This is a genomic window from Thalassomonas actiniarum (assembly GCF_000948975.2).
Taxonomy (GTDB): domain Bacteria; phylum Pseudomonadota; class Gammaproteobacteria; order Enterobacterales; family Alteromonadaceae; genus Thalassomonas; species Thalassomonas actiniarum.
Window position 1 is genome coordinate 63117 of sequence record NZ_CP059736.1, and the last position, 23811, is coordinate 86927.

17 protein-coding genes are annotated in these 23811 nt (G+C 45.6%); 8 read left to right on the forward strand and 9 right to left on the reverse strand.

Annotated features, from left to right (window positions below; genetic code table 11):
* Positions 1-58: 58 nt before the first annotated feature.
* From SG35_RS28900 to SG35_RS28910, 3 genes are all read right to left on the reverse strand, one after another.
* A complete protein-coding gene (locus SG35_RS28900) occupies positions 59-1903 on the reverse strand; it encodes a hypothetical protein (RefSeq protein WP_044832638.1) in 1845 nt (614 codons plus the stop codon).
* A 42-nt stretch (positions 1904-1945) separates the two neighbouring features.
* A complete protein-coding gene (locus SG35_RS28905) occupies positions 1946-3433 on the reverse strand; it encodes a hypothetical protein (RefSeq protein WP_044832639.1) in 1488 nt (495 codons plus the stop codon).
* 570 nt (positions 3434-4003) lie between these two features.
* On the reverse strand, positions 4004-5008 hold the full coding sequence (locus SG35_RS28910; protein ID WP_160298283.1) for an AraC family transcriptional regulator ligand-binding domain-containing protein: 1005 nt from the start codon (positions 5006-5008) through the stop codon (positions 4004-4006).
* Between the two features lie 157 nt (positions 5009-5165).
* On the opposite strand from SG35_RS28910, the gene SG35_RS28915 reads away from it, so the two are divergent.
* Both SG35_RS28915 and SG35_RS28920 read left to right on the forward strand, forming a co-directional pair.
* Complete coding sequence (locus tag SG35_RS28915; RefSeq protein WP_044832641.1) at positions 5166-6242, forward strand: PNPOx family protein; 1077 nt, start codon at positions 5166-5168, stop codon at positions 6240-6242.
* A 698-nt stretch (positions 6243-6940) separates the two neighbouring features.
* Positions 6941-8632, forward strand: a complete 1692-nt coding sequence (locus SG35_RS28920) for a methyl-accepting chemotaxis protein (RefSeq protein WP_053042998.1) — start codon at positions 6941-6943, stop codon at positions 8630-8632.
* Positions 8633-8779: 147 nt separating this feature from the next.
* On the opposite strand, the gene SG35_RS28925 is transcribed toward SG35_RS28920, so the two are convergent.
* The 3 genes from SG35_RS28925 to SG35_RS28935 all read right to left on the reverse strand — a co-directional run bounded on the left by SG35_RS28925 (position 8780) and on the right by SG35_RS28935 (position 10725).
* Positions 8780-9412 carry a type II secretion system protein gene (locus SG35_RS28925; protein WP_274055519.1) on the reverse strand — a complete coding sequence of 211 codons (633 nt, stop codon included), beginning with the start codon at positions 9410-9412 and terminating at the stop codon, positions 8780-8782.
* Positions 9413-9552: 140 nt separating this feature from the next.
* On the reverse strand, positions 9553-10086 hold the full coding sequence (locus SG35_RS28930; protein ID WP_044832643.1) for a MerR family transcriptional regulator: 534 nt from the start codon (positions 10084-10086) through the stop codon (positions 9553-9555).
* A 48-nt stretch (positions 10087-10134) separates the two neighbouring features.
* Complete coding sequence (locus SG35_RS28935) at positions 10135-10725, reverse strand: hypothetical protein (RefSeq protein ID WP_053043000.1); 591 nt, start codon at positions 10723-10725, stop codon at positions 10135-10137.
* A 262-nt stretch (positions 10726-10987) separates the two neighbouring features.
* Between SG35_RS28935 and SG35_RS28940 the strand changes: the two genes are divergently transcribed.
* A complete protein-coding gene (locus tag SG35_RS28940; RefSeq protein ID WP_044832644.1) occupies positions 10988-11953 on the forward strand; it encodes an LLM class flavin-dependent oxidoreductase in 966 nt (321 codons plus the stop codon).
* Between the two features lie 222 nt (positions 11954-12175).
* On the opposite strand, the gene SG35_RS28945 is transcribed toward SG35_RS28940, so the two are convergent.
* Entirely contained in the window at positions 12176-13066 is an 891-nt protein-coding gene (locus SG35_RS28945) for a TetR/AcrR family transcriptional regulator (protein ID WP_044832646.1), read from the reverse strand.
* A gap of 153 nt (positions 13067-13219) precedes the next feature.
* Here SG35_RS28945 and SG35_RS28950 point away from each other — a divergent pair, with 153 nt between their 5' ends.
* From SG35_RS28950 to SG35_RS28970, 5 genes are all read left to right on the forward strand, one after another.
* Positions 13220-14881 (forward strand): ABC transporter ATP-binding protein, encoded by a 1662-nt coding sequence (locus tag SG35_RS28950; RefSeq protein ID WP_044832647.1) that lies wholly within the window; start codon positions 13220-13222, stop codon positions 14879-14881.
* Positions 14882-15269: 388 nt separating this feature from the next.
* The gene (locus tag SG35_RS28955; RefSeq protein WP_044832648.1) at positions 15270-15500 is read left to right on the forward strand and encodes a DUF2789 family protein; all 231 of its coding nucleotides are present in this window, start codon (positions 15270-15272) and stop codon (positions 15498-15500) included.
* Between the two features lie 285 nt (positions 15501-15785).
* On the forward strand, positions 15786-16241 hold the full coding sequence (locus tag SG35_RS28960; protein WP_044832649.1) for a hypothetical protein: 456 nt from the start codon (positions 15786-15788) through the stop codon (positions 16239-16241).
* A gap of 295 nt (positions 16242-16536) precedes the next feature.
* Positions 16537-16815 (forward strand): SymE family type I addiction module toxin, encoded by a 279-nt coding sequence (locus tag SG35_RS28965; protein ID WP_044832650.1) that lies wholly within the window; start codon positions 16537-16539, stop codon positions 16813-16815.
* A 389-nt stretch (positions 16816-17204) separates the two neighbouring features.
* A complete protein-coding gene (locus SG35_RS28970; RefSeq protein ID WP_053043001.1) occupies positions 17205-18605 on the forward strand; it encodes a serine hydrolase in 1401 nt (466 codons plus the stop codon).
* A gap of 160 nt (positions 18606-18765) precedes the next feature.
* On the opposite strand, the gene SG35_RS28975 is transcribed toward SG35_RS28970, so the two are convergent.
* Together SG35_RS28975 and SG35_RS28980 are read right to left on the reverse strand one after the other, a co-directional pair.
* Complete coding sequence (locus SG35_RS28975; RefSeq protein WP_053043002.1) at positions 18766-20568, reverse strand: cytochrome c peroxidase; 1803 nt, start codon at positions 20566-20568, stop codon at positions 18766-18768.
* Between the two features lie 854 nt (positions 20569-21422).
* On the reverse strand, positions 21423-23618 hold the full coding sequence (locus SG35_RS28980) for a phosphoinositide-specific phospholipase C-related protein (RefSeq protein ID WP_044832652.1): 2196 nt from the start codon (positions 23616-23618) through the stop codon (positions 21423-21425).
* Between the last annotated feature and the right edge of the window lie 193 nt (positions 23619-23811).

The window sequence follows — 23811 nt, forward strand, 5'->3', positions numbered from 1 at the left end:
TCCATAGCAAAGTGGTGTTCATCTGAAAATTAACTTTTCATGATACCGCCTTCTGGCGTTAATTTTTAGGTACGATACTGATAATCAAAGGGGCTTTTGGTGACACTGTGTATTCAACCGCACCAATATCCGGCAATGAACCTCTCGGGTTGCCTAAAAAGTCTGTGGCCGGAATGGCGACACCGCCTACACTCCCTTGATAACCCTGGTTATAAGCCGGTGACTGGCTATCCTTCGGATAAGGCCTGTTTGCTTCAAGCTCCATGGTCTTAATATCGTAAGCCGTGTGGCGGATATTGGGATCTACCCTTAAAAAGTGAGGGTTGGTGGCTATGCTGTAATCGGCATCATTAAAATAGGTCGGCATATTATTTTCATCCCTGTTAGTGACGATAGTACAAAATCCTTCATTGGCGTTATCCCCGGTTGGGACATTGTTGTTAAACGCATTACAGGGCTCGCCGAAGTTTTTCACCTGATGGATAATATTGTTGTGAACCTGACGGTTGGGGAAATTTAGCCCTTCTTTATGGAAATACAAGCAGCTGTTTTGCGCATCTCCCGGCGTTTCGTCGATCAAACCATAAAAAATATTGTTAACCGCATACAATGACTGATTATCAATACCCATTTTCAGCCGGTCATTTGCAGAGATGATGCAGTCACCTTCAGAAATCAGGGTATTGTTCAAAAGTACGCTTTTATCATCGGCGGCCGCCCAGCCAACAATGACTGCCGTGCCGGCGGCGCGACAGTGTTCACCGTTGGCGCCTAGTGCCGCATCCTGATCAGTGTTCCAGCCACAGTTGGAAATAATCACGTTGTTAACCAGTTCGGCATTGCCGGTGAGTTTTAACTGGTTGCCGCCGTTACCTTCAATACGGGAGTTTTTAACTGTAATTTTACCGCCCAGCTCATGATAAAGCAAGTCGATACCGTCACTGTTGTTATACATTATCTTAGTGTTTTCAAAGACCCAGTCGCCACCGGTTTGCCCGGTGCCTAAGCCATCGCCATAACCGCCAAGATCCTGCTTGGCACAGGCATGCGGCTGATCATGGTTATCACTACCCGGCTGGTAGATTAATCCACAGCCGCTGAAGGTAATTGCCGAGTCTTTAAAAGTAATGGTACCGGTGACATTGTCTTCACCGAGGATATCGCCGTTCCATCCGGCCCCTGAGTTGGCGAATAATTCAACCCTTTCCAGGGTAACATCACCTAAACGCCCCGCACTGATGCCGGTAGTAAGCCCTTTGACACGGATATCGGTAAGTTTGATATTGTCGGCATCCGCCAGGTAAATCCCGGTATCGGCAAACGGTTTGTCATAGGGCTTGGAGCGATCGCAAACCAGGGAAGCATCCGGAAAACCACTGGCCTTAATACAGCTGCTGTGGTCTGTGATTTCCAGGCATGACATTTCTACATTTTCGCTGCCGTCAAGGGTAAGAAGCCGTTTGGCCCGGCCCGATCCCCATAACGAAGGCGGCGCGCTACAGCCCTGGTTCCAGCCTTCGCCGAGAATACGGGTCGGGTTGGCGACGGTGCCGGAGGGAATGCTTGGCATGACACAGTCATAGGCCCAGGCGTCATGACAGCCTCCGCTGATATATTCTCCATGGCGGCCCAGCTCATATTCTGCAACTGAACCGTCGGCATTATTGGCGATATTGATGGTATCGCCACCGGCAATATGAACGACTTTTTTTTGTGGATCGAGTAATTCGAAGATATGTTTGACGGCACATAAACCGTCTGGTGCCGCCTCATTATAAGCTTTATCTACAGTGCCGTTACATTGGCTTAAGGTGCCGCCGTCGGGGCGAACGAAATATTCTGTAGCATAGGCCTGGCTGAATACGCAGCAACCGAGCAGGGATAATAATATTTTTGACTTCATCCTAAAACGCCTTTAAAAAATTTAATAAAATATAGGGAGAATCTAATTGCTGACCTGAAAATAGAACTCAGCGGAAGTTTCACTTTCCATGCCTGTGGAACTGAAGGCTTTCATGGAAAAGTAATATTCACCGTTTGCTAAGTTGTATAGTGTCAGGCTTTCAAGCTGGGGATCGGTGACGGTAACCACAGTATCCGGGCTGCCCTGAACCGTGCCGTAATAGATTTTGTAGCCGGCGATGCCTTCAAGGGCGCTATTATCAACATTGAGTGTCGGCGCCTGCCAGTTCAGGGTGACACCGGGTCCGGCTGGGGCTGGTTCTTCTGTACCGCCTTCATTGCTGCCGCCTTCATTGCTGCCGCCTTCATTGCTGCCGCCTTCATTGCTGCCGCCTTCATTGCTGCCGCCTTCATTGCTGCCGCCTTCATTGCTGCCACCTTCGTTGCTGCCACCTTCGTTGCTGCCACCTTCATTGCTGCCGCCATCGGTATCGGTAGCGTTAAGGCTGAAAGAAAATACATGAGGGGTTTGGCTGGTATTGCCTGCTTCATCCTGACAGCGGGCATAGAGCAGGTAAGCATTGTCAGCTGCTACATTTGGCCAGCTGGCCTGGTGCGTCAGGCCGTCGGCTGAAGCTGTCAGCAAGTATTGCATTTGCTCAAAGCTGGCATAGGGTGAACGGTCAAAACGACATTGAGAAATCTCGTTCGTTTCCAGTAATAAATCAACACTTTGTGTTGTTGATGAAAAAGCCGCACCATTAGGCTCTGAGCGTAAAACCAAAGGCTCCAACTCATCGTCGGCAAAGGTGATGGTTAATTGCGGTCGGTACTGGACTTCCGTGTGATGTGAAGTGCCGGTAAAGTACTGGATGTTAGCATCATCGCTGGCATGGGTTAATGCCCAGCCGTGGTTAGGACATTGTCCCAGTTGCATGCATTGAACATCTGAAGTGACATCTACAGTGTAAGCGCTGCCGACGGCATCTGTTTGTGCCGGGCTGAACGCCGGTGCTTCATCAGCGCTGCGTAAAACCCCTGCAAAATAATCGGCATTGAGATCTTCCGGGCTGTCGGGATCCGATAAGCGCCATTTGATATCTGTGCCTGTACTGTCATCCCTGGACTCCAGGTTTGCGCCGGTGCGAAATCCCTCGGCCAGTTTCCAGCCGCTGGCATAACCCCCGCCCAGGTTATCCGGGTCCAGTATTTGGCGAACGTCAATATCGGATGTAGTATAGGCCCAGCCGCCCACCCGATAAAATGTTAACTTGGCATCAAGCACCCGGCCTTGTCGGTTAAGGTCGCCGAGGTCGAAATATTCAATATTGTAACGTCGGTTAACTCCGCTGTATCTGAAATAATGAGCCGTTTTGTCTATGCTCTGGTGACGGCCACCATCGAATATCACTGAAAGTGCGCCATCATAACCATTAACTCCCTGTTGATAGCTTATCTGCTGATCGGCATTGGCAGCATAGGCGCAAACCCCCAGCAAGGTGGCAACAACAGTCTTAGATCTGAATAACATGATAATTTTCCTGTTAAGTAAAATAAAAACAACGTAAAGATCGAATCTAAATAGCCTTCCCCTATGCTTTTTCTTGAGTAAAACAAGGGAAAGCCGTCGTCGGCTAAGGTAAAAATCAAAGCAAATGTTGAAAGCGGAAATTGGCTAAATAAATTAAAAAAGTGAATAACTGAGGAACGATCTCAAGCTAACCGTATATAGGGTGTGCTGTTACAACGGATCAATAATTGGATGATTGTTCTGTTTCAGTGTCAAATGTACTTCAATGATCATTTATCAACTGCTTACGGCCAACTTTGAAAATTTCATGTAGACCAACTGAAAACATTCTGTAATAAAAATGATGAAGGCGCAAGAGCTTGATAGAAGAGTCTTTGATATAAAAGTAAAAAATCAGGACAGAGTAAGCAGATATGGACACACAAAAAATAGGCCCTTAGCGAATAAAACACGCAATGCGGGACATCCACAAACCTGCACAGCTAAAAAGTAGCGGCTATACATCGCCTTTGGCTGGCCAGTGCTGTGGATTTTAACCCCGGCGTAATAACTTTATCCTGGAGGAGCCGGTTATGGCGATATAGACCAGCGCCTGTATGCCTTGTAAAGGCTGCTGCTGTCATAAAAACATAACTGCTGACATTGCTGCTCAACGGTTAACTTATTTTCAATTCCCCGTTGGGCCATGCTCTTTCTTACCTTATCCAGTAATTCGCTAAAACTTGTCTGCTCGGCTTTGAGTTTACGGTATAGGGTAGAGCGGCTCATATGCAGCTGTTCACAAACATATTGCTGCTGAGAATAACGGCGCAAGTCGGAAGATAATAAAACGTTTATTTGCTCCGACAGGCTTTTGTTAGCCGATAACTGATGCAAGATAGATTTCGCCCGCTCACCAATAACTTGCTTCAGGTATGGATTGGCATGGGGGATAGGTAAACGCATCACTTCCCGGGAGAGCACAAGATAATTAGATCCGGCACTAAAACGAATCTCTTTACCAAAAATCTTATCGTAATCATTGTGATGTTCAGGACGTGCATAAGCAAATCCGGCGCGGATCACAGGTATGGTAAAACCACAAAAATAACCTGCCCAGGCCAGTAAGGCCGACATACTCCGCTCGATTGCCGCCACGGGGTAGCTGCTGTCGAGAAATTTAAAACTCAGCACATAGCTGTTTTTCTTTTTCGACAAGCACCAACTTTCCGAAGGGTTCAGTAACATAATATGGCGGTTAAAAATGTCGAATACCTCTGCAAGCGTAGCCGCCTGAGAAATCCAATTGGCCAAAATACCTTTGGCTTTCTCATTCACCGTGCTGCCTATGGTTAAACCAAAACCTGGCTGTAAAGCATTTTCCTCTGCCAGCAACCATAAGCGCAGTAGATATGCCTCAGGTGATCGCTGCTCCTGCACTAGCGCCGAGGCCGGCTCTGACCAGTACTTGTCAGTGAAATATTGGTGAAGTGGGAAAGCGATCAACTCAATATCTTGTCGCCTGATGATGTTTAACGCCAATAACTGACGCGCCAGGTCAATCACGGCAATGGCTGACACAGACTTTTCTGACATGTTTTTACTGTTCTTGTTGAGCATAAGCCCTTTATTACCAGCCACTGACAAGGTTTTGATTAAATTGACACAAAAAGCCGCAAAGTTGAAGCCCCGGGACATAACTTAAGCAAAACAATGCCTTTAAGATAAATAAACAAAAAATAGGAGGCTGCTGATGTCATTTACCGCAGATATTTGCAATGAACAAGAGTTAAGAAAAATTATTCCGCCTTACCATCAACGTATGGATAAGCGCATTCAAACCACCCTAGATCACTATTGTCTCGAATACCTGGGCCAGGCAACACTCGCCTGCATCGCCTTCGCACATCCAGCCCTGGGGTTTTATTATCTCGCGTTAAACGAAAAGACCTTGCTGTCTGTCACACCCGAAGCCCTGAATATTTGCCTGCCCGCCAAGTCCAGCCAACCAGCCTTTAATAACGGGCAACTAAGCGGGCTGCTCACTGAGCAGAATAGCTGCAGTCTCTACTTTTTTATTCCCGGCATAGGTCATGGCTTGCGTTTAAATGGGTTTGCACAGGCAAATATGCAAACCGGCACAGGTGAAAGCACGCAAACCATAACATTCAATGTGCTCAGTGCTTATTTTCAATGTTCGCGGGCCGCCGTCAGGGCGGGTTTGTGGCAGCCGGTGCAAACAGCAGACATGCAAACAAAAGTTTTTGCTAACACTAACACCACCACGCTCACCGATGATGCCATAGGAATGATCGCCTTGGCCCCTTATTTACTATTGCTGAGCCAAAATGAACGGCAAGCCACCGAGCTTTCTCCCCGCGGCGGCCAAGCCGGTTTTGTCAAAGTACAAGATAACCATATTTTATTAATACCTGAATGGCCGGGTAATAAAGTGGCGATTAGCTTGCGTAATATTCTCAAGCAAAAATTTGTGTCGCTGTCTTTTCTTATCCCGGGTTGCGATTTCACCTTAACAGTACAGGGAGAGGCGAGCTTAACAGCTGACAGCCGGGTATTATCGGGCATGGCAATAAAAAACAAAGCACCTTTGCTGGCCATTGCCGTAGTTGTTAAACGGATAGTCATTCAGCAAGAGGCAAGCTTGAACAGTGCCTTGGTATGGCTGGCAGATAACCACAAACATGCCGGGCAGTTGAGTTCATTTTCCAGGGTCATGGCTGAGCATATCAACGGCAAAGGATTGTTGGGCAAAGCATCTCACCCTTTGGTTCATTCGGTGATCCGCCATGATTTAAAGAATTTATATTAGGGCTTAACCCCGGAAAATAAGCGAGTACCTACCCCAAAAAAAATTGATAAATATAAAAAGCTGAGCTCCCTTGTTTCATCGTTATTTTTGCAGACAGCGGAGTTCGCTATAACTCAGGTACAACAGTCTCAAATTTTGCTTTCCGATACCTGTTATTACCCTCTGTTTTCCCGCTGTATTCACTGCGCGTACTCAGCAATTAAAAAGTGTAGATTGTTATGAAATGCAGTCGCAATTGCTCATTTCGAATAACGGTACGCTCTACCTTGGCAATAATAGCTGTTCTGGCATAAACTTTTGTGGGTGACATGAAGTCTCAGTAGATAACATAAATGTATCAAATTACTTGTTATTGATTTTATTAATAAATACTGTCCTGTAACTAAATAAACCAATATCAATCTTAATATATTGGTTTATTCACCTGATAATGATAAGAACATAAATATTCACTTATATCATTAAGAATTAAATTCAGTAAAAACAAAGGTTCTGTTAGCCTTTCCATTGATACAACTAAAAATTGAAAGGGCATTTGTGTAAATCAACCAGGAAGGTCACTGTGCTGCTGGGAAGCATAACGAAAATAAGCCATATTAATCATATTTTTTCAATACAAAAGGTTAAAGTACTCTGTGGAAAGATAAGTACTTTTTTGACTAATCAAGAAAGCGATAAACAATTAAGGTACTGTAATTATGCTAAAAATTAAAATCTCTCACAAAATTTACTTTATGGGAGCAATACAGTTTTTACTTATCCTGCTCGTTGGTTTAATCGGTTATATGCAAATGGCAAAGATAGGTGCAGAGCTCGTTACCATTGCAGAAGAAGACATCCCGTTAACCAATAAAATATCCATTATTACCGAAAATCAATTAAAACAAAGCATTCTCTTTGAAAAGTTAATGTTTAAAAGTGCCATATTACTGCTGGATAACAGTGTTCCCGGCGATGACTACAAGCAATTAATAGAAGAAATTAAGCAGCTAACCCTGGATGATAAAGCGAAATTAAAAGAGACCCTCAACTTTATCAGCCGCATCCTCAAAATTGCCCATACCGAAGAAGTTACAGCTGAATTTAAATCCTTACAGAGACAATTAACCGTTATCGAAGCAGATCACTTCGAGCTGGCAGAGGCCATAGACAAACAAATTGACTTGTTATTGTCCCGGCAGCTTTCCACCGCCATTAAAATGGCCAGTACGACAGAGCAGATGCAGCACGAAATAAATGACAAACTGGTTGGTGTTGTACATGAAATTCAAAATTTTACCGCCCAAGCCGCCCTGCAAGCCGAACATGACGAACAAAGCGGTATCGTACAAATTGTGGTCTGGCTCGTTATCGCCTGTATTGTGGCAATGATATTGCCTTACCAGGTAGCTAAAAGCATCACCACACCAATCCACTTACTCAATGCCCGTTTAACCGATGTATCCCAAGGGGAAGGCGATTTACGTCAAACATTACCTGAGCATACCCACGACGAAACCGGGCAGACAGCAATAGCCTTTAATGCTTTTTTGAAAAAACTAAGAAATATCATTGCTGAAATAAATGCCTCGGCCGAACAATTGGCGCAATCATCCGGCACCGCCAATGAAGTTGTAGAACAAACGCTTGATAATGCAGAAAAACAACGTAATGAAACAGAGCAGGTTGCCACGGCAGTTACCGAGATGAATATGACCACACAGGAAGTGTCAAAAAATACCGGCCGGGCATCTGAAGCGGCAGAAGGGGTGCGTGAAAAAGTAGAGCAGGGCAATAACTCTGCGGTAGCCGGTCATAATATCATGGAGCAGTTATCGGTTGAATTAACCAATGCATCGCAAATTATCGAGCGACTCGCGGAGAAAACCACAGGGATAGGCACAGTGCTCGATACCATACGCGGCATTGCCGAGCAAACCAATTTACTCGCGCTTAATGCGGCTATAGAAGCTGCCCGCGCAGGAGAGTCCGGACGCGGCTTTGCTGTGGTTGCAGACGAAGTACGTAACCTGGCGCAGCGCACGCAAAGTTCAACCCTGGACATCCAGCAGCTGGTGGAAGGTTTGCAAGGTGAAGCAAAAAATGCCGTTAACGGCATGGTTAAGGGGAGCGAGCGGGCAAAAGTCTGCTTGCTTAAAAGCACAGAAACTACCGAAGCGTTTGAAAGTGCTTTTGATGCCGTTTCCAATATTACCGAGCTTAATGCCCATATTGCTAACGCCACAGGTGAACAATCCACAGTGGTAGAAGAAATAAACCGTAATTTACTAACCATACAAAACATAGCGGCTACCACCAGCGAAGGGGCAAGAAAAACCTCAGACGCCAATATGTCTATTTCGGTATGTATCAAGCAGCTGCACACCAGTCTTTCGCAATTTAAAGTGTGAGCAAGTCACCGGCTAATAAAAGGACCCCGTATCCCAGGATACGGGTAGACATCATGACCTCGTTATTAACATAAAAGGAAAATTACGATGTGTACTCTACACCCTAAAGCAATAGACAGGTCAAACGGTGATTTTCAGTCCTGTTTTTTAACTGCAATCTTCTAATTTTGCAGTTAAAACAGCCGGGGTTGTCGCATTTTGAGCCCGGAAGTATTCTATTCGACATTTATGTGGTGTGGCCGCCTGGGTATGATCAAAAACAGCAGGCGAAAAATTGCCATCAAAAGTAATATTGTCAGTATCAAATTCGACTAAACTGTTAATTGCTAAGCCTTTCCCTTGCTCTGAACCGTCTCCTCGCTCAATAAAATCAGGATAACCGTTATAAATGGCATAATATGTGTCGCCAATTTTTATATCGCTTACAGAGTTAGTGCTCCCTGAGATGATGCTTTTGGCATGCGCCATCACAATAGCACTGCTAAGGCTTGCTTGAAGTGCTTGCATTTCAGCAGCTCTGGCATCACCTGTTAAATCGATGAACCTGGGCAGGGCTGTTACGGCTAAGATACCTAAAAGTACAAGTACAACAACCAATTCTATTAGAGTAAAACCTTTAGCACTCATATACAGGACAAAATTTATATGTTTCTTTGGGCTATTGTATGTGAAATGAACAAGTTTGAACATTCTAATGGCGACGCTTGCACTTAAAGCTATTATTCTATTTGTCTTGAAAGGAATGGAAGAGCTATACCGAGATGACAAATTTAATTTCATAAAAACGCAGTCAGCCCTTGGCCAGAATCATCCTTTACCACAGTGGCTCTTTTATCTCTGTAAAAAACACGCCGCAATTGCTAAAAGCGATTATCAGCTCTAAAAGTTTAATTTTATTTCCACCGTACCAGCAAGTTTTGTTAAGGTTTGGTGTCTTGCCTTGACCAGGCCCTGATTTTTTCTACTTCATCCGGTTTACAGCCCAGCGACTCTAAAAAGTCGGCATGCATTTCCGGCAGATCCTTTTCAAACTCAACATGCCAGCGGTGCCTGGCTTCGGCATCCATGCCCGAGGCTTTAAGGATGTTGACCCACTGCTCTTTATTCATGGTTCTTGACGTTCTTATCAAGGAATCACGCCCCAACAGCCCGACAACTAATTGCTGCTGCAGTCTTAGTTTACTGATTTCACTGTTAAGGTTGATCAACCTTTGCTCTAACGCTTTGGTCGATTTAGTCTCGCCGGAATTGAGAATATCGGCGATCGACTCCAGCGATAGACCGGCTTCCCGGTACGTGGCGATCTTTTCCATGCGCTGAACATCACTTTGGGAGTACAAACGATAGTTAGCCTCAGATCTGGCTGAAGGCTTTAATAAACCAATTTTGTCGTAATACAGCAAAGTGCTTCGCGACAGATCATACTTCTTTCCTAACTGGTTAACCGTATACATAGGTGACTCCTCACTCTTTTTTTCTGCCGACTTAGCTACTATTGACGGTTACAGGTGCCGGTTGATTTTATCCACATGGCTGACGATCAAGTCCCGCCATTCGACCATCATTTTGGCATAACTGGCCTGATCGTAATGCTTAAGCAGCTTTTTATTCCCCATTGGCGTAAGCGCCGTTAATTTATAAGTAACATGAACTGTTGAGCCGCCCCTGCCATTTGCTTTTAATAATACATCAACTGTCCCGGTATCTGACTTCGGGGTTATGCGGTGATAACGGGCATGTTTAGTTTGTTTATCATAATTTAGCACCTGCCAATAGGTTGTTTTACCGTTATGCCCGGTCAAAAATACGGTATCTGGTTCAAATCCGTCGCCGCTTAAAATAACGGGCTCCCACCCCGGCACCCAAAGTCTTTCGCCGGGGCCGGTAAACAGAGGCAATGCTTTTTCAGGTGTTATCTCTATTTCAAACGAACCGCTGCGAGAGATAGTGAGTGCATTTTCTTTAGAGAAACCAGCTCCCGAAATATGTGAAAAGTCAGAATTTTCCGGACTTTCATGATGATTTGCGTATAAGTTTCCGCTAAAAAAAATGCTTAAAGCATAAAGGCTGCCGACCAGTGTTGTTTTGCTCATGATATTCCTCGCAGGTAATGAACCGTCTATAAGTAAGCCTGTACCCTAAAGTATGAAGCCATAGACAGGTCAACCGCTTTTTCATCAAGCTGTGCGAGGCCTAAGTCAGCTATAAAGCTTTTTATCATGGTTGTTTGACCTGTCTACAGGTTCACCCTTTAAGCTTCGCAGCTCTCCCGGTTTTCTGATGAACAAGGAGAGAAAAATTTTCAAATCGACATTTATTTCATTTTGACCAAGCAGCTAAATGAGGAAGACCCTGATGTATAAATCAATATTTTCAACGCTAGATCACCACCCAGGCATATCAGAGCTGTCAACTGCAGACATCTATGGCGCAGCCCGCAAATATGCTCAGCTGGCTGACGAGCTCGGCTACAATTGCTTTTGGGTCGGCGAACATCATTTTTTACAAAACGTAGGCAGTATTCCCAATCCGGCAGTACTGTTAAGCGCTTTGGCGCAATGTACCAAAAACATTCGCCTCGGACCGGCGGTTGCTGTTTTACCTATGCGTGATGCCGCCTTAACGGCAGAAAACTACGCTATGGTTGATGTCATTTCCGGTGGTCGCCTGAATATGGGGGTTGGCACCGGCCAGGTAGCTACCGAATACCAGCATATGGGCATCGACTTTGAAAATCGCCGCGACGCTTTCAGCCAAAGCCTGGAGGCCATCATTGGTTATTGGACACACCATGACCTTGAAGCCGAGTCTTCCCTGAATATACGGCCTTTACAGTCGCCCATGCCGCCCTTGTATATTGCGACAGTAACCCCTGACTCTGCATATCGTGCGGGTAAAAACGGCCAGTCGGTGATGACCATAGTCTCTCCCGGCGGAAAAACCCTGTCGTTGCTGCAAGAGATCATCGAGGCACATAACAAAGGTAAAGCCGAGAGCATTGCGGCAGAGGTAGAGACCGAAGTTGTTGTCACCGTATATGCCTATGCGGCAGAAACGAAAGAAAGGGCCATTGAAACTGCGGCCACTTCACTGAGAAACTTTTCCCCGGCACTACAGGATAAAAACCTGGCAGAAGTTCGCTCTGAGGTTCAAGGCATGGTCGCCAATAATACCGCCTTGTTCGGAACAGTCGGGCAAATTAGTGAGCAACTACAACATTACCGAAACATTGGCGTTAAACATATTAACTTTTTAGCAAATTTCGGCGGCATGCAGCCAGAGCAGGTAGTTGAGAGCATCAGGCTATTGGCATTAGCCTGATAAATAGCCGCTGATATCAGGGGAATAAATCATCAGCCCAATAGCAAAATATGCCGGCGAAGAGGCAGGGTAAACATATGTTTTTCAGCAAATTTCAAAAACTGTTTGTACCCCAGCCAAACCCGCCCGCCGATACTGCTGCGGGCTTTATGGAAAAGCCATAAGTTAAGCCACTGTACCAAGAACAGGTGCAGCGGCTTAATTTCGGCAACCACCACCGTCTTAGATCAGTTCAACATCCAAGGCATCGGCAAGGCGTTTGCGGTACACATTTAATTCGGCATACGGGCGCAAATTAGCGATAAGGGCGCGAATTAACGTTGAGTTTACCGCAGGTTGTGACAACTCATTTTCAATAAGGGATGATGTTTCCAGCACTAAACTTTTCTGGCTGGCCGCCATGTCTTCGGCCTCGCGTTTAATCGTTTCCAGCAGTTTCAAAGCCTTTTTCCGCTGGTGTTGTTCATTATCTATATTTTGCGTAAGCGGGAAATTCTCTTTGGTTAATAGCGGCGAAAGTGTGGAGTTGCTTAACGCGGTTATCGCACTGTCCAGGCAAAATGCCACTAAATGCGCACAGCGTTTTATTGAGAAGTCGGCATCGTCCAAGGTTAAATAAACCGTGTATTCCTGCAGTAATCCGTTTACCAGGGAAACAATATCATATAACCAGGGGCTGATATCTTTGCCATAAGCCTGCAGCAGCACTTTTTGTTGTGACAAATGGTAGTTTATACGGCATTCCTGCACCACGCTCATCACTTCCGAGTCCATGACTATCATATCATCAGTTAAAAATACTTGAATGAATGACCTTTCATTCAATACTTCCTGATATTCCTGTATCAAATATGCTTCCAGTAACAATACGCCTTTTTTATCTTCATTTTCCAACAGCTGATCGACTAAAAACTGGTTTTTTTCATCGGACTGTAAAAACAATGCTCTGACAATGTCGAGCTTGCTGGAAAAGTATGAATAAACCGAACCTTTGGCAATACCGGCGGCATCGGCAATATTTGCTATGGTGGTGCCGCGAAAGCCTTTTTCGATAAATATCGACTTTGCCGTCGCCATAATAAGTTCACGTTTTGAAGTCGCTACTGTCGACATAATACAGATGATTTCCTTGATCAGATTGCGGGCGTATTGTGCCACAAATTTGGGAAATGACCAATAAGTCAGTTGACATGTGACCAAGTGGTCAATACGATAGGTTCATCTTGGTCATTTCGTTGACCGTATGGTCATTTGAAAGAGGTATTTATGGATAAATCATCGGGTGATACCCAGTCATTGTGGCAACTGCTTTCTCCGCATAAGCCCGACAGAAAATCATTTGTCTACTTAGGCTTACTGGTTGTTATTACTACGGCGCTTGAACTGGTACTGCCTTTGTACTCCAGTCATTTAATAGACTCTATCGGCGCCAACGGTGTCGGCACTGCTGTGGTATTAGGTTTAATTGCCCTGGTTTTATTTACCGCCGTTTTTGAGGCGGTATTAGCCTGGTTTGGCGGCAGGCTCGGCCATCGAATAAGTTTTCGCTTGCGTTATAGTTTGATTGGCCGCCTGCTGCACAGCCAGAGCCAAAGTTTAGATCAGGAGCACAGCGCCGAGCTGAGTGCGCGGGTCGTTAACGACTCAAAAGAGGTTAAATCGGTATTAGCGGAAGATCTTACTGGCTTGCTCAGCGGATTGATATCTTTAGTAGCGGTGATCACTATTATGTTTGTTTTAGACTGGCGCTTAACCCTGGTTTTAGTGACTTGTGTCCTGGCCGGTTTTATTTTAATCACGCCGATAGCCTTAATGATGAATAATATCGGTAAGGCCACACAGGCGGCAGAAGCCAACCTGTTAAAACATGTCACCGAATGGCTGCGCTACGGCAAACTGGTGAAGTCCCATAATGCCGGGGGCGAACTGCACAAGCGCTCCCAGGACTTACTTGACGAATGCTTTACCCAGGAAATGCGGGCCACTAAAGTGCTGTCCCTGATCGGGCCTATCTCGAACCTGGTACTGATGCTGAGCATGATCGCCATTTTAGCCTTTTCCGCCTACTGGCTTGAACAGGGCACTATGACCTTAGGCACAGTAACGGCATTTCTGCTGTACTTATTCGGCCTGACATTCCCGCTAATGGCGATGGCAATGTTTTTCAGTAACCTGAATAAAGCCAGCGGCGCAGCAACGCGTTTATCGGAAATCAGCCGCTTGCCCACAGAACCTTCAGAAGCGCCGCTGGTGTTAGAAAATATTACCGATTTGGCGGTGAAAGACCTATGTTTTGTTCGCGATGACAAAACCATTTTAAACCAAGTGAATTACCAGTTTCCTGCAAGTGGTTTATCCATTGTGTTAGGCGAAAGCGGTAGCGGTAAAAGTACTTTACTCAATCAGTTTTTAGGTTTTTATCCCGAAACCCATACCAGTGTATTCATCAACGGCAAAACATTAGATGAATATAACTTGTCCTCGGTTCGCCAATCGATAGCCTGGGTTGATCAGGAGCCGAAGCTGCTGCATGCCAGTATCCGCGACAATCTGACTTTAGGACTTAAACAACAATTAACAGATGATGAAGTTTTCAATGCATTAAAGTCGGTAGGTTTACATGCCTGGCTAGAGCGTATTAATCATGATCTCAGGCTTATGGTGTCTGAACAAAGCCATCAGTTTTCCGGTGGAGAGAAGCAGCGTTTTGCCATAGCCAGGGCTATCTTACGGCAAGCCAAGGTATTGCTGCTGGATGAGCCCACCTCGGCATTGGATGACAGCAATAAAGTGGAATTGATGATTCTGCTCAGGAAACTGGCGGATAAAATGCGGGTTATTATGATCAGCCATCACCTGGACCTTATTGAACCTGAGGATAATGTTATTGAAATGGCTGCGGGTGAGATCATTAATAGCAATAGCTAATCGTACGGGTAAGTCAGTTCCACAATAATATGGAGAGAAATTAATATAGCGTTTCATTGAGCCTTCTGCGTTTGCTTGCCTTGAAGTTTAGCTAAGTGCCGGACTTCGGGGCGGCTCAATAAGTATCAAGGCGCTCAAATATCACCACCAATAAATACTGGCCGGATGCTCGCTGCGTTTGTGTTGTTTAGCTTAGAACTAACCATTGACTGTCCGGCTTTGCTGTTGCAAATCATTGCTATCTTCAAAGAGAAAACTTTTCAAAATACAGGACCAACCCCAGCGATTTAGCCATTTAAAACCCTGAATTTAATTTTTCAGTATCGGTTTATTAAAGTGGTATTCAATATGCAAGTATTCATTTGATTTAACTCAACAGGAAATCAAAATGATATTAGGTCATAAAACAATGGCAGAGCTGTTCAGTCAGCTTGGCCTGGCAAACACTGAAAGTGAAATAGAAATATTTATCAACAGCCATACGCTCGATCAAAGTGTTTCATTAGAGTGCGCCCCTTTTTTAAGTCCTTGGCAACAAGAGTTTATCAAAGATGCATGGATAAATGATTCTGACTGGTCGGCAGCAATAGATGCGCTAAATGTGGCTTTAAGAAAATAAAAAAAACAATTGTTACCTGACAAGTTTTTATAAATAGGGGCTATTAATAGCGCATTAACTAAGTTCCTTATCGGGTTGTCATTATGACAATGCACTGTTCAGGTGACTGCCCATAAAAAGTCAAATTGACTACTTTGATATTGCTTTATAGAAACTCTCACTATGTTGCAGATGAATTTTGTTATGTCATTGTCACCATTCAATGAAAGGCTCCAATCCATGATAAGTTGTCGAGATACCAAAGGAAGATTGCTGTCCTGCTTTATATATCAAAAGGGGTAAAGTATGAGATTTCATCAGTTAAAAGAAGTATACCAACACGTTATTGATATTAATAAAGAGCTAACGTGTTTATATGAATATTTTTTAGCAAATATAACGGATGAGAGAACACGCATCTTTGTGCATTTTGTTATACAGAAACAAACCGATGCCATCTCATATCTTAACGGGTTAATAAAAACAGAGTCAAAGAGCGTTCTCGATTCATGGCTTGATGAGGACATCGAGAATAAGTCGATAAACTACATTAGAACCCTAAAGCAGCAGCCGAATGTAACCATAGATGATGTGCTTGCTATTAGTGCCGACATCAATGAAAAAATAAACAGCTGGCTAATGATCATTATTGATGTCTCAACCAATCAAACCGTCAAAGAACATATTCAAAATCTTATTGAACTTCAATCATCTAAATACCAGCAACTTCTACATTCTGCCCATAGAATGGCTGATATATGATTGAATATTCATTTAATCATTTTCACAAGTAAAAAGCCGCAAACAAGCCTTAGATTTCACCCCAAAAAAAAGACCAATTCGCCATTGATTTCCCCGCAAATTGGTCTTTGATTAATAATGCTATCCAAGTCCAAAGGAGAGCAGTTATTGCAACACTGCCACCAATGAGCTGCTGCAATAACAGGCGTTACAACCAAGCAAAAGGTAAAGCAAACGTAGTAACTTAAGTCGCAACCCCTGAGTGGTAGCACACCCAGAGGTCGCTAACCACAACGAACTTCTACAGGAGTACGTCATGGCTAAATATCATCATACGCCAGAGCCTGCCTCGGCAAAAGTAAAATATCCCATTTATCGGCAACTTACCGTACAGGAAACCGTTTGCAACACGGCGACAAAAACCCGCGGCATAGGCATTAACTATGTGCCCGTCAAACTTGAACCCTGTGTGATACTCAGGGGAAAATGGCTGCGTCTGGCCGGTTTCCCTGTCGGGCAAAAGCTCAGTATTGTTGTCAATCAGGCAGAGCTGGTGATCACACCTAAGCGGCCGGAGCCAAATCTGTCCGACTAAAAACTCCCTCGGGCTTTATTAAAAAGCCATAAGCAAAACTGCTGTACCTTAAAGCGGGTGCAGCAGTTTTATATTCAAGTCTTGATACAAATGTAAGCGCTTTCATGATAGGGTTTGTTTGATTAACCAATACCGCGACTGCCTTAAATATTTATCAGCAAAGCAATGGTTAGTCAGGTTTTTTCAAGGAAGGGGAGGCAAGTTATTTGACAACTTGGCCTAAACAACTCGTTCCCCCAATAAAAAGATAATTATAAAATAAGGACTCTACCCATGAATATATTAAGCCCTTGGCCCGCAACTATTACGCTGGCGATATCATGCCCTTCTCCGGTGGCAATGGCCGGACATGTTGTCGAAATGAAGAATACAATCAAAAGGATTTCATCATGTTGCTGAGCCATAAAGCGATTTTACTATCCGTCTGTGTTTTCTTATTTTCATGTGATGATTCATCCTCAAATAACACCATGCAGATAACGGGAGTTGTACTTGATAACAGCGCTCCGGCACAAGCAATAGCCAATGCCAGGGTTCAGCTTATAGGCACTGAGCTGCAAGCATTTACCGATGCACAAGGCAGCTTCAGCATCGAAATAACCGAGGATATTGACCGGGAGCATTTGGCGGTTTCAGTGAGCGTGGAGCATTACCGCCCCAGAGAAAGCAATGTTTCACTGCAAAGCACTACCACCATCGGCCTCTCACCAGCGCATAGTTATCACTATCATCGACCGGTGCAGCTGACCGACGATATTCAAACCGGAGATCTCAACAGTGCGGGGTTAGACAATACCCTGATTAATCAACTTATGAACAAAACTGTACTGGCTGACACCAGTGCAGGCTATCAGGAGTTACACAGTCTTTTGATCTACAAAGACGGTGTGCTGGCCGTTGAAGAGTATTTCCCCGGCAACAATGACTTTATCGATTTCAGCAATAATATTGCCCGGATCTCGACACCGGCACCTGTGCAATGGGGACGCACCGACAAACATTATATCGCCTCCGTCAATAAGGCATTAACGGCTACCGTGGCAGGTATCGCCTTTGAGCAATTTAATGTCTCAACAAGTGATGCCGTTGCGCCGCACCTACCACAGCAAAGCCACTTTTTTAATGACGATGCCAACAAAAGCGCCTTGAATTTTCATCATCTGCTCACCATGCAACTTGGGTTCTCATGGGATGAATGGGGCAGTAATGATCTGGCGTTAATGTGGCAATCAACCGACTTCACTGACTTTTTACTTAGCCGTGATAACCTGGGCCCCCAATCTGCCTGGGTATACAACAGTGCCAGCCCGAATATGCTGTTAAAAGCCCTTGATAACTTAGTGCAAACACCGATACGGGATTGGGCAGATGCCCAATTCTACCGTAAATTAGGGATCACAGATTACGACTGGCGCTCACAACCCGGAGGCCTGCCGGAAGGGGCGGCAAGGATGCATATGCGCCCCCGGGATATGTTAAAAATAGGCATTACCTATTTAAATAACGGCGTATGGCAGGGGCAGCAGGTCATACCCGCCCAATGGGTTGAAGAAGTTGCCAAGGTACAGGTGGCAGGCTTTGCCGGTGATTATAGTTACTTTTTCTGGCACAGGGAGCTTAATGGCGTGCGCTATCTTTCCGCCGACGGTGATGGCGGCCAATATATCAATATCTTCCCGGAGCAGAATATGGTGATAGTCATGACCCAGGGCAATTACCTGGAGTGGCCGCTATATGTTAACCAGGCCGATGATATCATGGCCAACTATATTATTCCCGCAGCCTATTAGCACAGGATATGAACTTTAACTGGCGTTGCTGAAAAATACCGGCAGCAGGCAAACATGCCTGCTGCCGGTAATGGCAAGGTAAATGCTGCAACTTCATTCCTTGCTGTTGCTTTCATTTTTTTTGTTGATAACTGCTCGTCAGCTTAGCCAGGCCCGACAATTACTGCCTGCCTATGCTCACGGTGATCCCCGTTAACTCATAACCGCTCCTGCTACCAACAGAAATATAGCGCAAGCCACGATTTGCAGTGATCACCAGTACTTCTTCATTATCTGCAGATATAGACTTGGCCTGAGCATTTTGCGGTGTGGCCCAGGTATCAGCATTAAAAAAGAGATCCGCATTACCGGTACCGCCTGTGGTGCTGATATAAAGGATGGTATTATCTTCTGCGACTTCAAAAAAGAAAGCGTTGTTGCCGCCTGAAATACACTCCATTTGATCCAACGGTAACCGGCCACCTTGCAGGGTAACCTCGGTACACTGCCTGGTCATGCTTAACGGCAAGCCATTTTTGTTGATGGCCTTTAATTGCAGGTTGTCCGGGTCACCACGTCGGGGATCCGGTAACCATTTGCTCATACAGCGGGCATCCTGGGTGCAGGGGTCGGTCAGCGCGTGTAAAAAGGCGACCAAATCAGCTTTTTCCTCATCAGTCAGCCCCAGGGGGAGCATAGCCGGGATCCCCAGATCACGTAAGGCCGCTATTTTAGCCAGTAAACCGCTGGCAATGGTTTCCGCTTCGGGAAACAGGGTCTGACAATTTTCGGTTTCAGCAAATTGTGCTTGCTGGCACCAAGACTTAGCTGCGACAAATGCAGGTAAGTGGTTATCGACATCATTGTAATGGTCCACCACTTGTTCCAGTGTTTCATAAGCACCGGCATGACCGTAAGGTGCTGTTACGCCGACATTGAGCAGGGTGGGGGTTCTAAATGCGTTGTTATTTGCTTCCAGCAGACTCTCGCCGCCACGGCCATGATCTTCCCACCCGGAATCACCATGGCCTTTACCGGGACCAATCTGTGGAAAGCCAACGTTAAAAAAGCTCTGGTTGGTAAAGGTCTCGCCGCTATGGCAGCCGGAACACCCAGCACCTTCAGGGGCTGCGGTGTAGAATAACATTGCTCCCCGTTTTGCCGGTTCATTCATGGCATTGAGATCCCCTTTGATATAACGGAACCAGGGGTTATCGGTCAGGTTCATTGAGTTTTCATAACTGGCGATGGCGCGCCTGACATTGTCAAAGTTGACGATATCTTCACCTTCTGCGCCCTGGCTGCCATACACCCCTTCAAACAGCTGGCGCCATTCATTTTTGGCCAGCTCATTAACACCAATCCCCGTGTTTGCCAGACGATGACCCAAATGATCACGAACCGCCTGATTGGAGTTACCGGTTTCAAAATTTTCGGTGCGCATTTCTTCAACAGAAGTTACCGGAAATCCCGCTTGTGCCATTAACAAGTTGTCGCCGGCAGCCTCGTCGGTTTCACCAAAGGGGGAGTCTGGCGTACTGATAGTGTCATCAGCGAGTTTTTCAACCCGCGAATCCCAAAACAGGCCTTGTGTCCATATCCAGGCATTCATCACCGATGGGGTGTTGCGGGGGTTATTAAAGATGCCGTCCGGGTGTTTTCTGCCATCACCGAGTAGCAACGGGTTTTCAGCATCAACGCCTACCGCCAGTGCCAAAGCATCTCCCCCGGCCAGATAAGGGTGATGACAACTGGCACAGGCTGTGTTTAGTTCCCCACCAAGCGCCTGACTAAAAAACAGCATTTTACCCAGGTCCGCTTCCGGTTCGTCGGGCAAAGGCAGATCAAAGTCTTTTGCCGGATCACCGGTGAATCCCTGAGCAGTAATGATCGCTTGTAAGTCTTCATCTACCGTTGCCTGAGCCCCTTGGGTCGTAAGACCCGTCACTAGCACTAACGAGAGAAATTTGTTTATTGCTTTCATAAATTTCTTCCTTTTTATTTTATTTATTTTCTCCTAAAAGCCAGCTTAGTTAATTGCCAAAACAATGAACTAAGCTCAACAAGCCTATGCCGGATGAAATCGACTGGCCAGTTTTACTCATGCTCTGCAACTAACTTTCTTTTTTCCTGCACGTTCTCTTCATAATCCTTGCACATTTACCGAATTTATTTACAAATCTTTACATGCGATACCACAGCAAAAAACAGAATCGAAATGGCTTTGGCAATTTCAATGAGGTGGTAAAAACATTCAATTTCTGCGGCCGGTTGGCCTTAGCGATTGTGTTTCTCGGTGGTGTATCCGAGTTTGTTACCGCTTTCGCTATTTCGCGGCCCTTTGTGGGCGCCTATGACCAGCGGGATGATTTTCAATTTTTTTGTATCAACAGTTTTAACGCTTTTGGTTATTCCTTCGCTTTACGTACTGATGGTTGAAAAAGCCGGTATGCCGGTTGTACCACATGCTAAGCAGCCACATTAATAATGGCTGTTGCATGACGGCTTTAATTGGTACGCTACTTCGAGTACTTGTACCGTGATTTGACCAGCTGCTAACAAGCAATGTATAGCCGGGATACGCCCGCAGGAATTAAGGTTACAGATCTGAATAATGAGCATATCAGGGCAGGGAGCTAGCACCGGAAAATTTATCCCGCGAGCTTGAAGATGGTGGCAGGGTTACCTCTCCCCTGATCCCGTGAAATACTTGCGGGGCTTACAGGCAGCCGGTGTTGCTGGTTAATCCGCTGGAGTATGTGCTCTTGAACCGGCATTGCTGAATAAAACGCTACCGGCCAGCTTTAATTGCCGTAAACATTAAAGAGCCACAGGAGATCACGGCACCTGAACTTCACTGATGATCAGGTTGCTAAACACCGACTCCCCTGCCGCAGCCGCATCATCATCCGTCACAAAAAACAGGTATTGCATTTCACCTGTATAGTACCGGCCAACAGGAATATTGTAACGGGTCACGCCGTCACCGCTGTAGCTGGCAAAGTCGCTGATATCGCTGGTGTCCTGGCTGCCGTAAAGTGAGAAGCGGTTCTCGGCGCTATTATTCAAATCGCTGTCAAAACCAATGCCGTGTATTTCCCCTTGCGCGTTACTGGCAAAATCAAACGACAATACCGTGCCGTCAGCAATTTGCCGCGGCATTTTGATGGCGCGCCAGAGACTGCCGGTCATGCGTAAAGTCGCACCGTCATCTTCTACACTGACATCGCCGCTACTTATCTCATCACCGGCATAAGCGAGTAGTTCATGGTCGGCAAAGTTCACCTGACTGTCATAACGCTCATAAATTTTCACATTGCTAAATACCGACTCGCCCACTTCGGTTTCATCGTTATCAACCAGGAAATACATACGGTGCTTATAACCACTGTCATGCAAACCAATATTGATCACATAGTGCTTAGTAGCGCCATCGCCGGGATAATTATCATAGGCAGCAACATCCCCGGCATCCTGAGTGCCGGCAAAATTTATGCGCTCTTTATAGCCGCCATAAACATTATCAACGTCAAAACCAAAGCCGTGCAATTCACCCTCAACAGCACTGCTAAAGTCCAGCTCAACCACGGTATTAGGGGTGATCACATAATCTACCGCGATAGACTGCCAGTTATTGCCGGTCAAACGTAACCTTGCCCCTTCATCTTCCACACTCACTTGCCCTGAAGTGAATTGGTCGCCATAGGGCTGCAAAGTATGCTCAGCAAAGTTAATGCTGATATTGGCCATAGGGGCGACCCATTTACCTTCTTCTCCCTGATCGGTGAAATTAAGCCAGACATTATCCACCGACTTGCCAAGCTTGGCCGCCATCAGGCGTTCATTCTGGTATTTGTTCACCGGCACGGCAAAACCGTATTCGCCATTGGTTTCAGCGGTACAGACGGCATTGCCGTCGTCCCAAACACTTGTGCTATCGGTGACATACCAGTTGCCGGCCGCATTTTGGCAGCCAAAAGCATAATGGTTGTTGTCGCAGCGATAGTCATAGAAACGGCCGCTGGCATTGTGGCGCAGACAATCCTGCTCACCGCCATTATTGTTCGGCTCTCCCTGCGCCCAGCTCCACAGCAAGGCATCAATCCGGGCATCGTCATTAGGGTGGATCTTATCCATACCAATTTGGCCAACGCCGCACGACAGGGCGAATTCAATATCAGCGGCACTGATTTGCGGGGTATTGGTAAACATTTGCCCCAGGGTAGTTCTGTCTTCATAAACGGTGATCATTCTGGAATTAAAATCCGCCTGATCATATTTTCCAAAGCAGTTGTGATCGAGCACAATATTATTATCCGTGCCGCCGCCACTTTTGCCGCTGGCTTTTTTATAACCGTTATACACCAGGTGCTCCCAACCACCGGCATTACCGCACTTACTGTTTAGCACCAGGGTTTTACCGCTGTCAAGGATTTCCCGGCGGCTCATTTCAACCGGTATGCCGTCTTCGCAACTCATTCCCTCGGGATGATAAACATATTCGCCAACAGTACGCTCGATGATATCGGCCGCTTTGCCGTACTGGCCCTCCATTTCATCCTGGAAATACATAAAAACCAATTCGCCGGGATTGGCCGCCAACCAGTCAGCCAGCTCCTCAAGGCCCTCTGATAAATAGCGTTCGCCGCCGCTGCAGCCTTCATGATTATCCTGCCCGTGGCATAACATCAATTTCTTTTGCCACTCCCAGGGCCAGGGACTGCTGATATTGAGAATATAATGGATATCAAAATTGAGGCTGCGAATCCCCATATCCAATAGCTGCGTGGTAGATAACGTATGATTGGGATCGATATAGTTAATACCGCTGGCATAAGCGGAGGAGTTAAAACTGTTATGGGCCTGTATCTGGGTTGCCTGAGAAAATGGCGCATTCTCATCCAAACTGGTTTGCGCCCGCAGCCGGACGTAATCATTACTGTTGCGAAATTCGGAAACAGACTCGGCTTGGGCTACGCCTGAAGGCATCAGCGATATCAATGTCAGTCCGATGACATAACGAAAAATGTTCATATAATATTCCTTTATTATGTAAATGATGCACCAGCCCCTCCGGACCTGGCAATAAGGTTTCTATTGCCAGGAAAACAATAAATTCTTAACAAATCATTTGCAAGTATATTGTATACGTAAGTTTTTTTATCATCTGTTAAGGAGATATCGCTGATATAAGGTGATTAATCTTGCTTATGAAACTAAATCAATC